The sequence below is a fragment of the Dictyobacter halimunensis genome, from assembly GCF_036245075.1.
In genome coordinates, this window is the sequence record NZ_BSRI01000002.1 from 4,185,260 (window position 1) to 4,199,174 (window position 13,915).

The 13,915-nt window shown below is 57.0% G+C and carries 9 protein-coding genes and 1 tRNA gene; 3 read left to right on the plus strand and 7 right to left on the minus strand.

The annotated features are described in order from the left end of the window. Nucleotides 1-297 precede the first annotated feature (297 nt). The gene (locus AABA21_RS31245; protein WP_338256277.1) at nucleotides 298-1,176 is read right to left on the minus strand and encodes a slipin family protein; all 879 of its coding nucleotides are present in this window, start codon (nucleotides 1,174-1,176) and stop codon (nucleotides 298-300) included. A 160-nt stretch (nucleotides 1,177-1,336) separates the two neighbouring features. Between AABA21_RS31245 and AABA21_RS31250 the strand changes: the two genes are divergently transcribed. The 3 genes from AABA21_RS31250 (at nucleotide 1,337) to AABA21_RS31260 (ending at nucleotide 2,981) form a co-directional block, all read left to right on the plus strand. Further along, nucleotides 1,337-1,408 (plus strand) — tRNA-Val (locus AABA21_RS31250). 128 nt (nucleotides 1,409-1,536) lie between these two features. After that, nucleotides 1,537-2,178, plus strand: coding sequence for a protein-L-isoaspartate(D-aspartate) O-methyltransferase (locus AABA21_RS31255; RefSeq protein ID WP_338256279.1), 642 nt, complete (start codon nucleotides 1,537-1,539; stop codon nucleotides 2,176-2,178). A 278-nt stretch (nucleotides 2,179-2,456) separates the two neighbouring features. Further along, nucleotides 2,457-2,981: a hypothetical protein gene (locus AABA21_RS31260; protein WP_338256281.1), complete on the plus strand. Its 525-nt coding sequence runs from the start codon at nucleotides 2,457-2,459 to the stop codon at nucleotides 2,979-2,981. On the opposite strand, the gene AABA21_RS31265 is transcribed toward AABA21_RS31260, so the two are convergent. From AABA21_RS31265 to fdnG, 6 genes are all read right to left on the minus strand, one after another. Next, nucleotides 2,976-4,763: an ATP-binding protein gene (locus AABA21_RS31265; protein WP_338256284.1), complete on the minus strand. Its 1,788-nt coding sequence runs from the start codon at nucleotides 4,761-4,763 to the stop codon at nucleotides 2,976-2,978. The two genes, AABA21_RS31260 and AABA21_RS31265, sit on opposite strands and share 6 nt — an antisense overlap. 9 nt (nucleotides 4,764-4,772) lie before the next feature. Beyond that, nucleotides 4,773-5,150, minus strand: coding sequence for a hypothetical protein (locus AABA21_RS31270; RefSeq protein WP_338256286.1), 378 nt, complete (start codon nucleotides 5,148-5,150; stop codon nucleotides 4,773-4,775). Nucleotides 5,151-5,437: 287 nt separating this feature from the next. Continuing rightward, on the minus strand, nucleotides 5,438-8,107 hold the full coding sequence (locus AABA21_RS31275; RefSeq protein WP_338256287.1) for a CDC48 family AAA ATPase: 2,670 nt from the start codon (nucleotides 8,105-8,107) through the stop codon (nucleotides 5,438-5,440). Between the two features lie 181 nt (nucleotides 8,108-8,288). Further along, nucleotides 8,289-9,413, minus strand: a complete 1,125-nt coding sequence (gene nrfD, locus AABA21_RS31280; protein ID WP_338256288.1) for an NrfD/PsrC family molybdoenzyme membrane anchor subunit — start codon at nucleotides 9,411-9,413, stop codon at nucleotides 8,289-8,291. 15 nt (nucleotides 9,414-9,428) lie between these two features. Then, nucleotides 9,429-10,418 (minus strand): 4Fe-4S dicluster domain-containing protein, encoded by a 990-nt coding sequence (locus tag AABA21_RS31285; protein WP_338256289.1) that lies wholly within the window; start codon nucleotides 10,416-10,418, stop codon nucleotides 9,429-9,431. 18 nt (nucleotides 10,419-10,436) lie between these two features. Beyond that, a complete protein-coding gene (fdnG, locus tag AABA21_RS31290) occupies nucleotides 10,437-13,568 on the minus strand; it encodes a formate dehydrogenase-N subunit alpha (RefSeq protein ID WP_338258498.1) in 3,132 nt (1,043 codons plus the stop codon). Nucleotides 13,569-13,915 lie beyond the last annotated feature (347 nt).

Genomic DNA, 13,915 nt, shown 5'->3' on the forward strand with positions numbered 1-13,915 from the left:
TGAACCGCTGCTCATAACAATTGCTGGCAATCTTTGCATGGCGTGAAACTGTTTAGAGATATTTATCGATCTGTTGGAAGAGTTGTTTGCGTACGATTACGACGATAGCCGGTATCACGATGGCGCCCACAACCCATTTAGCGACTAATTTCTTCATGAATATTCTCCTCTACCTGTATTCTGTGCTTAATAATCAATTGTATATCGGTGCATGGAGCGCGCATCCGCGCACTCCATGCACCGATATACAAAACCAGTGCGTCCGCTACGCGGCCGCACGTGTGGGTACTCCCACACCTAGTCCCTTTTCATTGTCATTGGGCGGTTGGCTGTCTGATCCACATAGGCGTTGGGCGGTACCTCGCGTCCTGGTTGCTCGGCAACTGGACGCACCGATGGTCGCTCACGATTGCCTTCTGCCGCCCCGGGCAGGTGTTTGAGCAATGGCTCGATAATGTCCATGGGAAGCGGGAAGATGATGGTTGAGTTTTTCTCAACGGCGATCTCCGTCAACGTCTGTAGATAGCGCAACTGGAGTGCGCTAGGCTGTGAACCGATGACGCTGGCCGCCTGGGCCAGTTGTGTGGAGGCCTGCAGCTCACCTTCGGCATGGATGATCTTGGCGCGTTTCTCGCGCTCCGCCTCCGCCTGCTTGGCCATCGCACGCTGCATGGTAGGTGGCAATTCGATATCTTTCACCTCTACCGCCGTGACCTTGACGCCCCAGCGCTCTGTATACTCATCGATGATGGTCTGCAGATTCTGGTTGATGCGATCGCGGTGGGCCAGCAGCTCATCGAGGTCAGATTGACCCAGCACGTTACGCAACGTCGTCTGCCCGATCTGCATGGTGGCATCTATAAAGTTTACCACTTTGGTTACCGCGTCCTCGGGATTGACTACGTAGAAGTAGACTACGGCTGTCACGCGGATGGTGACGTTGTCGCGTGTGATGATCTCCTGCGGTGGAACCTGCATCGTTACGATACGCAGGTCCACTTTCATCATGCGTGTAATCATCGGCGGCACCCAGAAGACGCCCAGTCCCTTTGCTCCACGGAGCCCGCCTAGAATGAAGATGACGCCGCGTTCATACGACTGTACGACGCGTAAGCCTGGCAGTACGAAAAAGAATAGGATCAATGCCAGGACAATGAGTATTATGATAAGCGCCATAATGTATCTCCTTCGGTTTTCGTGAGAATGGAAATCCTAGCTCTACAATGAGAGACGCTAAATGGTGAGCATCATAAAAGCTGCTGACGACGAAAATATTCCGTTTAAAGTGCTTGACAATCTGAGGCACTAATGCTATATTTATCTCCGTTAGCAAATAGGGCGCTTAGCTCAGGGGGAGAGCGCTTCGTTCACACCGAAGAGGCCACTGGTTCGATCCCAGTAGCGCCCACCCTATTCTCCCAAAAAGCATATTTCCACATCTCTGTACTTATACGATCACCCCCCCGTTGTAGTTGTCGTTTAGTTCCATCAATTTTTATGCGTCCCAACCTATTGAGAGATGTTCATTACTTGCATATGTCAAAAGATTTTGCGATTCAACGCCAAAAATTAATAGACCAGTTACAACAAAATGGTATCAGCGATGAGCGTGTCCTGCGGGCTATCTCCGAAGTGCCGCGTGAAATGTTTATCGATTCATCGTTCCAGACTATGGCCTATGCCAATCAAGCGTTGCCACTGGTGCTGGGCCAGACGATTTCACAGCCATTGATGGTGGCGATCATGACGCAGGCGCTGCGGCTGAGCGGAAGCGAGAAGGTGTTGGAGATCGGTACCGGTTCGGGTTACCAGACCTCTATCCTGGCTCGGCTCTGCCAGCACGTCTACAGCGTCGAGCGCTATCCCCAGCTCTCCGACCAGGCGGATGCTCGCATGGATCGGCTCGGTTGCGCCAATGTCTCTCTCCTGATTGGCGATGGCTCTATCGGCTGGGTCGATCATGCCCCCTATGACCGCATCCTGGTGACGGCCGCCGCCCCGCATGTTCCTTCGCAACTGCTGGAGCAGCTGGATATGGATGGCTTCCTGGTGGTGCCGGTTGGTGACCAGGCTCAACAGGAGCTGCAGGTGATTCAGCGTACGCATTGGGGTATGCAAACCCATTCACTCGGTCGCTGCGTCTTTGTTCCCCTCATCGGCGAAGATGCCTGGCGGTAACGCCATATCTTTTCTCAATGTGTTTTTATGTTTTGCTGCACTGCGTGGCGCAAAAAGCGCCACGCAGTGCAGCAAAACATAAAAACACAGCGCGGCCGCGCATGCGGACGCCCGAAAGGGGGCGATCAAGCTCACTGATAAGAGGAGTGCCTGTGGTTTTGGCACCCCTCTCAAGATCTATTTTGGCTGTACAATTGCGTGATGATGAATTGTTGCTTTATAATAAGAGTAATGAAAGGTGTTCTCTGGAAGCCAATTGCTGCTGTGGAGGGATTTGCATGCCAGGTTTTTTAGCCAGTATTCACGTTACTAATGTTTTAGGGTTAGTAATATTCCTGGTGCTTTGGATTGTCCTCGGTGAGTTGACCCATGTGTTAGTGTTGTTGGGACGGCATGAGCCGCTGGTCGGCTGGGCTGTCGGCCCCTGTGGACTTACCCTGATGGTTTTACGCGAGCCCTCTCTCCTCTCCCTCTGGCTTGATGTCCTGGTGCCTGCCGTTGTGTCTGGTTGTGTGCTCTCAATTGGCCTCTTTACGTCTCTGAGCCCGATTACCTTTCCACACCATTATCTTCTCAAGTTTATCATCCTTGCCTGTGGGGTGGTGTTGACCAGCGCGGCCGACCTGGTGAACGCGCTGCGCGATCTACGCTATCCACTCTGGGGTGAGGCACGCATTCTGCGCACGATGCAGTTTCTGCGCTCCAACTGGTCGAAGATCCATTTTACCTCGTTTGGACACTCCTATCTGCGTACCCATTTCGGCTCGAATCCTGCTGAGCTCTTGCAGATGCTCTCGCTATAACGTCGTATTACCTGTGGGGGCCGCCTCTGACTGCTCGTCGGACGGTGGAACCATCGGCAGCGTGACGTGGAAGGTGCTGCCGGTCCCCTGATTGTTTTCCAGCCAGATCTGACCGCCATGGCGGTCGATAATCGCTTTGGCTACATACAGCCCGAGCCCGATACCCGCGTAGTGCTGGCTGGAGGTGTTGTGAATGCGATAGAAGCGCTCAAAGATATGCTCAAAGTGCTCGGGATTGACGCCGATGCCCTGGTCTTTGATGCTGATGTGATACTGTGACGGCTGCTTGTACAGGCGTACGATGACCTGTCCGCCGTGAGGTGAATACTTGACTGCGTTATCCAGAATATTGCCGATGACCTGTTCGATGCGCGCTCGGTCCGCGACCACGCTGGCCTCGCGATCGGTTGTTTCAAGGATCAGGCTGTGCTGCTCGGCGCTGGCCTGTACCGAACGTACGAGCTCCCCCAGGACGGCCGGCAGATCAAAGGTCTCATAGTGCAGATGGATCTGTCCCCATTGGACCTGTGAGAGGTCCAGCAGGTCGTTGACCAGGCGTTCCAGGTGTTCGGTCTGGCTTTGAATGATGCTCAGACTACGCAGGTCCTGACTTTCAGGGCTATCGATGACGGCCCCTTCGGTACTGCTGCGTAGCTTGCGCAGGCGCCGTTCTACACGGCGTACCAGGTGCTGGGTATACCCTTTAATGGCGGTCAGCGGGGTGCGCAGTTCGTGCGAGACCACCGAGACAAAGTCATCCTTTAACTTTTCCACCTGCTTGCTGGAGGTGACGTCGTTGACGACCGCGACGACGCCAACCGGTCGCGTGGCGAACTCGCTGGCATCATGCAGTGGCGCGGCGCTGATATTGAGCGTCAATGGTACGCGATCATCTTCCTGCCCGGCAACTAATTCTTGATTTTTGACGGTATGGCCGCTGAGCGCCTGGTGAATAATATCGGCCAGCCGCGGCAGCCAGGGAACGCTGCTGGTCTCGGCCAGCTGGCGCAGGGGGACGCCCGGCGTAAACTCGGTCTGGGCCTGGGCCAGCAATTGTTCCGCCGAGGTATTGAGCGAGGTAATCGCGCCCTTGGCATCCGTAATGAGCAGTCCCTCGGCCATGCTGCCAATAATCAGTTCCAGGCGCATGCGCTCCAGCTCAGCTTCACGCCAGAGGGCATTTTCGCGCTCGCGTAGGCGAACATTGTCCAATGCGACCGCCGCATAATCGGCGATCATGGTGGTGAGCTGCAATAGATCGGCGTCAAAGGTGCCCGGCTTCTCGTCAAAGAGGCTGAGCATGCCGATGATGCGGTTCTCGACGGTAAGGGGTATATTGAGACCCGAGCCGATGGTGGTGCTGGATATCTCGCCCTGCTTACGGCGTTGCGCCAGTTCGTCGGGGGCATCAAAGTAGGCGGAGCGCGCCAGCTGCTCGGGGGTAATGGCTGGAAAGTTCAGCGCATTGGCGGCACTGGCAATGCGCTGAATCATCGCTTCTAAAAAGGACCCATTGAGCGGATAACAAGGAATGATGAAGAGGTCTATCGGGTCACCGGTTAGAAGAATACAACAGGCTGAAAAACTGTAGAGATCTTGTAGGGCGGCCAGCAGAGCACGATGAACTTGAAAGCGGTCGAAGGCGGCAACAAATTGTTTGCCAATCCTATTGAGATATTCCATCTCTTGTTTAAGTGCACTCAAGCGATCGGCGCTCTGCATGTTTGGAGAGCGATATGGGGTATCTGCGGCTTGTAAGTCAGATTGTACACTGCTCTCCATGCGGCCCCCTTACTGCAATTGTCTTAATTGATGTGTTACTTCGTCATGAAGGGGTGGAACGATCAGGTCACCGGTAAGTTCACGCAATCCCGCGAAGCACTCATCTAATAAAGCATTGAGTCCCTCTATGAGTTCGTATGCAGCAATGCCACCAAGTTGTTCATGAAAAACTGATGGGATAATATCGGTATAAGGACGATTAACTAAACAACTCAGAAATGGATAATTGTCCTGGATGCGCCTGGCCGCACCCTGTACAAGAGCACGAGTGGTTGCCCTCCCCAGGTAGGGGGCGACTCGCTCATCAATCAACCCAATGACTTTCAGGTACGCCTCTGTAACTTGCTCACGGGAGACGGAAGAGGAGTTGTCATGTATGGGTAACACTGGTCCCTCCCTTCGCTTGCTAGTAATGTTCTCCGTTGTTTATTATAGCATAGTCACCTATATATTGTAAGTGTATAGTACCTACATAAGAACCAAGTTTTATGTATACATGCGGTTCTATCGTTTTACACGTATTGTGTGCAAGTATGTTTCACTTTTGAGGTAGAGTTTGTAACTGCGCACTAACACAGCAATAAAAGCCGCTGCGGCTTTTGTGCCTGTATTTTACCAAATAAAAAAATTGCACGTTCCGCCTGGTAGGCGGAACGTGCAATTTTTTTCGAGCTTTACTGTACCAATCCGAAGATGCGTGCCAGCCAGAGGCGGAAGCCGCGCAGCTGCGGTTTCTCCTTTGAATTGTAGTCGGCGGCCATATCGATGAGGCGTTGACGACCACGCTCCTGACGTTCGCGCTCGGCTTCGGCGGCCTCTTGAATCGAGTAGCGCTCATGCTGCTCATCGATGGCGCGCGCGAAGTGCTCGGGTCGAATTGAGAAGCGCCTGGGAGGCGCCGCCGGCTGACCCTCCTGCCCGGCGCTATCCGTTGCTGTGCTGTCGCCTGCTTCAGATGCTGTCGCTGTACTTGTTTCGTTGGCTGTGGCGGTGTCGCTGCTCTCGGGCGCTTCAAGAACCGGTACGACGGACACCTGTCCCACGGTTAAGCGGGGCGCGATCCATTCGCGTAGCGCGAACAGGGCGGCGCGGCGACAGATGGCCTCGATGTCGGCTCCACTGCGTCCGGGGGTGATGCGGGCCAGTTCCTCGATCGTTACTTCAGGCGCCACGGGTCGTCCACGCAGGTGGACCGCGAAGATGGCGCGCCTCTCTTCTTCGTCCGGATATTGCAGTTCAACCGATAGGTCGAAGCGTCCAGGACGCAGCAGGGCGGGATCGATCATGTCGGGACGGTTGGTGGCCGCCAGCACGATGACGCCTTCGCGTCCCTCGATGCCATCCATCTCGGTGAGCAGCTGGGCGATGACGCGGTCTCCGACGTTGCCGTCGTTGCCGCCGCCGCGCCGGGGCGCCAGCGCATCCAGCTCATCAAAAAAGACGATACAGGGCGCGGCCTGCTTGGCGCGCTTGAAGACTTCGCGAATCCCTTTCTCTGATTCTCCAACCCACTTTGAGAGCAGCTCGGGTCCCTTGATCGAGATGAAACTGGCCTCGCACTGGTTGGCCAGGGCGCGGGCGATCAGCGTCTTACCAGATCCCGGAGGGCCCGAGAGGATAATGCCTCGCGGTGGCTCGACCCTGGCATTGGAGTAGATCTCTGGATAGCGCAGGGGCCATTCTACGCTCTCCGTGAGCATGTTTTTCGTATATTCAAGACCGCCGATGTCATCCCAGGAGGTGTCGCTGACCTCGACATAGACCTCGCGCGTGGTCGAGGGTTCGATCTCGCGCAATGCGGCCTGAAAATCGGCCATGCTGATATTGAGATTGACCAGCGTTTCGTAGGGAATATAGCCGCGCTGATAGTCGATGTAGGGCAGCACGCGGCGCAGGGCGATCATGGCGGCCTCGCGACAGAGGGCCTCCAGGTCGGCGCCGACAAAGCCAGGCGTTAGCTGGGCCAGGCGCTGCAGGTCGACGTCGTTGGCCAGGGCGGCGTCGCGGCTGTGAATCTGCAGGATCTCCATGCGGCCGCGCATATCGGGCACGCGCAGGGCGATCTCACGGTCAAAGCGGCCGGGACGGCGAATGGCGGGATCCAGGGCATTGGGCTGGTTGGTGGCGCCGATAATGACCACCTGGCCGCGTGACTCCAGTCCATCCATCAGGGCCAGCAGCTGGCCGACGATGCGGCGCTCGACCTCGCCGCCGGTTTCGGCGCGCTTGGGTGCCAGCGCGTCTATCTCATCGATAAAGATGACGCTGGGGGCTTTGCGCTGGGCCTCCTGGAAGACTGAGCGCAGTCGCGATTCGCTCTCGCCGTAAAACTTATTGATGATTTCGGGGCCATTGATGATAAAAAAGGTGGCCTTGGTCTCGGTGGCGACGACGCGGGCGATCAGTGTTTTACCTGTTCCTGGAGGACCATAGAGCAGGACGCCCTTTGGTGGTTCGACGCCCAGGCGATCGAAGACGGCGGGATACTTGAGTGGCAGCTCCAGCATTTCACGGATGCGCTGCAGCTCTTTTCCCAGTCCGCCGATATCCTCATAGCCGACATGGTGGGAGGCGCCGTTGTTGGCTCCCCTGGCCTGGGCACGCACGATGGTGCCGGCCTGTACCATGACCGCCTCCACATCATTGCCCTGTTCGGGCGTTTCTACGATGGGCAGCTCACCGGCCTTCCGCGTCTGCAGGGTATACGCTGGCGTGGCTGGATTGGTGCCGATGATCAGGAATTCGCGTGGTGCTGTGCCCGGTGTTCCAACGCGTAACAGATCACCAACTGTTACTGGCAGGCCTACCAGGTAGCGCGTGATGTATTGCAGGTCGCTCTCCTGAATGGGGGCGCCGCCGCTCAATGGCAGGATAGTGATTTTTTCGGCTGTGCTCACCCTGGCTTTGTGGACGCTAACGTGCTCTCCAAGGCCGGAGGCGCTGTTCTGACGCACCTGGCTGTCCATCTGGATCGAGCGCTGTCCACGATCAATATTCGCGCTGGGCACAACTTTGGCGGCGGTGGTGCGCGCGCCTTCAATCATGATGATGTCGCCCGCCTGGCAGCCGAGGCGTGCCATGTCAGCGGGATCGATACGCGCGGCGCCACGCCCTACCTGGAAGCCTTCGACAACCACGAACTGCATGCGTTCCGTGTCAGGATCTTTTGCGGCTTCTGGAGACGATCCGTTGGGACCGGTCGCTGTATCATCGGCAGTGTCGTTGGCGAGTTTGGTGGTTGTATGTCCCGGGGTCTGACCATCAAGCCTTGCCGTCACCTGGGTTGCTGTATCGGAATTAGAATTATGTGTATTTGTAGTGGGAGTAGTACGTGGCTCCTCCATATATAAACCCTCTCTTTTCCCCATGATGACGTCAGGGGATTGCTTGTCTCATCACAGTGGATGCAACAACATGTACGAGATAGTCACCAGAAAGTTAGATGAAATTACCTTTTGTAATGATACATTGGGACCCCGGACCTGCCTGGCGCGTCCGGGGTCCCAATGTATCATTACAGATAGCTTATCGTCTGGCATTCCAGAGGGTGGTACGCGCGTCCGCGCTGGAGGTGTGGCCGGCGTTGACGACGGTGCGGCGCAGGAAGTATCCCCCCACCAGGACCAGGGCGGAGACAAACATGCCGATGCCGCCGCGCTTCCTGGCTTTGCTGCTGGTGTCCTGTTTGTTGGTGAGCAGGAAGGTCTGAACCAGCCAGGGCAGGACGAGGCCGCTGCCAACCATAACGCCCCAGAAGGTGCGTCCCTGTTCCTTTGGCTCCGTTCCGACCAGTGCCTTGGCGGCCCGGCCAGAGGTGCGCAGGTAGGTGAACAGACTGACCATTTCGACCAGCATGTTCATCCATTCGACGCGCTCCAGCTTGTGCAGCGTTTTGGCGGGCGCGCCGATGATACGCAATATAAATGAGATCAGGGCTGTGCTGGTTGAAAAGGCCGAGGAGAAAAACAATGCTCCCAGCATGCGGCTGCGCGACCAGACAGGAACGCTGGTTGAGGCCAACAGCACCCCGGTATAGCCACCGAGGAAGACGGCGAAGAAGCTGCCAGGGATGGCCAGTAGCTTCTGTGGCAGACGTGCCAGCAGGTGCGCGCCCCACCAGTCGCCCAGGATATTGTCCCTGGCGGCCTGGATGATCGCTGTGAGTCCACTGAATAGTGAGAAGCCCAGCAGGCCCCAGACGCCCATCGACATCGGCGATTTGAACTTGAAGACACGCAGCATGTTCAGGAACTTTTCGGGCCGCCCCAGATCCTTGATCAGCAAGGGTGGACATGGCAGGAGCGCGAGCAGCGAGGCGTAGTAGCCCACGCGCGCGACCATGCGATCCTCTTTCGAGCCAAAGAGCGAGGCAATGGTGGCCAGCACATAGCTGCCTCCGGCCAGTCCTCCCATGAAGAAGTACCAGATAATCTCCCAGCTCCAGACCGGTGCCTTAAGGGAGGGATAATCATAGTAGCTCTTTTCATGTAGCTCTCGTTCTGGATCGGGCTGGTAGCCGGTGCTCAGGAGTGCCAGGGTAGCCAGCAAGCCGGGTCGTGGCGTGATGGCTGGCACACTCATGGGCGTTCCGCTGCCCGACTGCCGTTGTATGGTCAGCGCCACCTTCTCCGAGGTTCGTATGTTATCCATTGTACTCTTTCAGTCCTATTCTTTTTTAAAGAAGAAGATACTCATCAGGCCCATCAGAACTGCTACGATAATGGTTCCCAGCGATGTGGGCAGCACGTGGGTGCTGGGACGGGATGGGTTGGTCGGCAGGTTATATGTTTCTGGCTCATCCAGCAATAAAAAGAATGAGTTAAGTCCACCCTCTAGAATCTTGTCGTCCGCGCCGTAGAGTCGTGCCGAGTCCACACCATGCTTTTGCAACTCTCCTACACGCTCACGCGCATGCTGTTTGAGCGTCGCCACCTCACCAAATTGGATCGAGTTGGTGGGACAGGCCTTGGCGCAGGCGGGTGTCATCCCATCTTTGAGCCGATCGTAGCAGAGCGTGCATTTGTGGGCCTGCCCGTCCCCCCCATTATCGCGGGCAATCACGCCAAACGGACAGGCGACGACGCAGTAGCCGCAGCCGTTGCAGATGTCCTGCTGCACGTAGACCGTGTCGAACTCGGTGCGAATAATCGCGCCTGTGGGACAGGCCTCCTGGCAGGGGGCATTGGCGCAGTGCTTGCAAACATCGCTCTGCATCAGCCAGCGGTCGCTGCTGAAAAAGGGCAGCGCCGTCCCGGGTGGTGTGGCAGGTATCGCGTCCTGCGGTTCCACGGAGGGCTGGAACAGGTTCAGCTCGGGCAGCTTCCCGACCGGTTTGGCCGTCTCCGTAGCCGTGGGCTTGCGGCGTCCGATCTGCTCAATAAACTGCACGTGACGCCAGGTGGTGGCGCCCAACTGCTTTGTATTATCGTAGCTGGTGCCGGTCCAATCGGGTGCCGTGGCCGGGAGCTGATTCCACTGTTTGCAGGCGACCTCACAGGCCTTACAGCCGATGCAGAGGCTGGTGTCGGTAAAAAAGCCCAGCGCCGGCTGTTCAGGCAGTGGCGGTTCTTTTTTGAGCAGGCCAAGCAGGTGTGGTACCTGCTTAACCTCACTGGTGATGGACGAGAGAGCATCTCGTCCACGTTCTTCTATCATCTCCTGTCTTCCTTCTCGTCATGAAAGGCGTCCAGGACGCACATTACAGGTAAAGGCTTTCGCTTCTTCAATGCTGACATTCGGTTCCAGGACCGAGTGGGTCAGGTCGTTGGTGATGCTGCCCGTGCTCTTTCCCTGGAATCCCCAGTGAAAGGGGAGTCCGACCTGGTGCACCAGGCGGTCTCGTATCTGCAGGGGACGCATGCGCCGCGTGACCATAGCCTTCGCCTCGATCTCACCGCGCGGCGTGCTCAGCACCATCCATTCGCCATGCCGGATGTGTTTTTCGGTCGCCAGCTCCGGACTGATCTCCGCGAACAGCGATGGCTGGAGCGCGTTGAGCCACGGCATCCAGCGTGTCATGGGACCGCTGACGTGGTGTTCGGTCAGGCGATAGGTGGTGACGACAATCGGATAGTTGGGATCATCTATCGCCGCCAGCGGATTGTCCTTGCGGTTCTTGTGATATTTGGCGGCCGGATTGCTCTGCTGCGAGTAGAGGGCGTTATGGACTGGCGACTCGGCAGCCTCATAGTGCGTCGGCAGTGGTCCATCCTTTAAGCCGACTGGCGCGTAGAGCCAGCCCTTACCATCCGGCTTCATGATGAATGGATCGATACCCGAGATGGCATCCATACCGCTGGCATCGGGCGCGGGCCGATAGTCGGGCGCCTTGTTGACCGGAAAATCGGGCACGTCCTTACCGGTCCACTTTTTCTGTTCCGCGTCCCACCAGATATACTTCTTGCGTTCAGACCATGGCTTCCCCTCGGGGTCCGCCGAGGCTCGGTTGTAGAGGATGCGGCGATTGGCCGGCCAGGCAAATCCCCATTCGGGATTGGTCTCGCCGTCGCTGATGCGCGAGGCGGCCAGGTTCTTGCCCGGCTCGGGATAGATGCCGCTATAGATCCAGGAGCCGCAGGCCGTGCTGCCATCCGCCTTAAGGGCGGTAAAGGCTGGGACATGCGGCGCGTCGTGGAGTGTATAGCTTTTCAGCGTGCCATCGTTGTTTTTCTGACTGACGTAGAAGCCATTGATCTCTTTGAGCACCAGTTCGGCGTCTGGTTCATCGGTCAGGCGCGAACCGGGTTCGGGCTCCGTCATCTCGTAGTCCCAGGTCAGGGCCTGAAGCGGCCGGTCTCTGGGATCATTGCTATCGGCATAGAGCGCCTTGAGACGCTTGCCCAGGTCGTAGATGAACCAGAGATCTGAGCGGGCATCGCCCGGGGGATCAACCGCTTTATCGCGCCACTGCACCAGGCGCTGGGTGTTGGTGAAGCTGCCCTCTTTTTCGGTCGAGGCGGCGGCTGGCATCAGGAAGACCTCGGTCTTGATCTGTTTGGGATCTCCATGGTCCGGTCCCTTGTACCAGAAGGCGGCCGATTCTACTTCGTACAGGTCGCGTACGACCATCCAGTCGAGCTGGGCCAGGGCCTTGCGCTGCATGCGTGAGTTGGTACTGCCCGCGGCCGGATTCTGTCCCAGCAGGAAGTAGCCTTTGACCTTGCCGTCGAGCATGTTGTAGCTGGTATTGATGTGGGAGTGGTCGCCAATGATCTTCGGCAGCCAGTGATAGCCCCAGTCGTTCTCGTTGGTGGCCTCATCCCCATACCAGGCTTTGAGCAGACTGACGATGTATGAAGGCATGTTTGACCACCAGCCCAGCTTCATGCCGGCGGTATCGATGTATTCCGCCAGCGTCTGCTGGGTGCGCTTATGCACATGTTTATCTTTACGCTCGCCCCAGGTGGTCGCCGTCGGATTGTGCTGTGCCTCCGGTCTTTGCGAGAGCATCTCGGCTGGCTGCGGCATGTAGCCCGCCAGCAGGTCATACAGGGTCGGCACGTCGGTTGAGCCCTGGATCGAGGCGTGTCCGCGCAAGGCCATGATTCCACCACCGGGTCGCCCGATGTTGCCGAGCAGGAGCTGGATGATAGCGCCGGCGCGAATGATCTGCACTCCCTTGGATTGCTGCGTCCAGCCTACGGCGTAGCACAGTGCCCCCGTTCGCTCGCGACCGGAGTTCTCGACCAGCGTCTTTACGACGCTGAGCCACATGTTCGCCGGGACCCCGCATTCCGCCTCGACCATCTCTGGCGTGTAGCGTGAGTAGTGCCGCCGCATAATCTGTAGGACGCAGCGTGGATGCTGCAGCGTCGGATCGGTCAGTGGCCGGTCGTTTTTGTCGCGCTGATAGTCCCAGCTGCTCTGATCATCATAGGTCTGCGTCTCCTGATCATAGCCCGAGAAGAGACCATCGAGATCCTCGGTGTCTTTGAAGTCCTCGCGCACCAGCATAGCCGCGTTCGTATAGTTGACCACGTAGTCATGAAAGTACGCGTTGTTTTCGAGCAGATAATGGATGATGGCGCCCAGAAAGACGATATCTGAGCCCGCGCGCGTTGGCACATAGAGATTGGCCAGCGCCGATGTGCGTGAGTAGTGGGGATCGACATGGATGATCTTTGCGCCACGCTCCCTGGCCTTTACCACATTGGCAAAAGCGACCGGATGGGCTTCAGCCATGTTGCTGCCCATGATCAGAATGCAATCGCTATTGACGAGATCCTGTGGAAATGACGTGGCTCCGCCGCGTCCTACCGTTGTACCCAGACCGGGCACTGTAGAACTGTGTCATATGCGGGCCTGGTTCTCAATCGATACGATGCCCAGCCCGGCGTTGAAGAGCTTCTTAATAACATAATTTTCTTCAACGTCCAGCGTGGCTCCACCTAAAGAGGCCATAGCCAGCGTATGATTGACTTCGCGCCCATCTTCCAGGCGCTCGACGAACGTCTCATCGCGCGTCTTTTTTACGCGCTGCGCGATCTGTTCCATCGCCCACTCCTGGGACTTCACCTCCCAGTGGTCGCTGTAGGGCGCGCGATAGAGCACCTGCGTCAGGCGGCTCGGGTTGACGGTGTACTGGAAGGTGGCCGATCCCTTAGGGCAGAGCGTCCCATGGTTGATGAAGCTATCGGGATTACCCTCGATATCGATCACCTGGCCGTTCTTAACATAGACATTGAGGCTACAACCAACGGCGCAATAGGGGCAGACACTGTGTACGACCTTCGCTCCTCGGATGCGGGGCGCCTTCTCCCGACTCTCCTTGCTCAATGGCTGGACCTTTGAGCCGACCTCCATCATCCTTGATAGAATATCTGGATTCGCCTGTTCTTGCATAGTCATATCCTCTCCCTAAATACAAAGCAAATGATATATGACATTTGAAATAATCTATTTTGTGGTGGCGCACGCGGGGCTGCCCACGCTGCTTACATCTTATCAGCGGCCTGTCTGAGCGCCCGCACCTGTAGCGCTCACAAATCCGCTGTGTTGGTATCTGTAGCGCTCACAAATCCATTGTGTTGGTGTCTGTGGTGTGCGGAAGCGCACCACAGACACCAACCAAAAAAACAGTGCGGCCGCGCAGCGGACGCGCGTGTGAGGCGCCCATCTGCCCCCAGAGCGACGAAAGTAACACACCCTCTCCT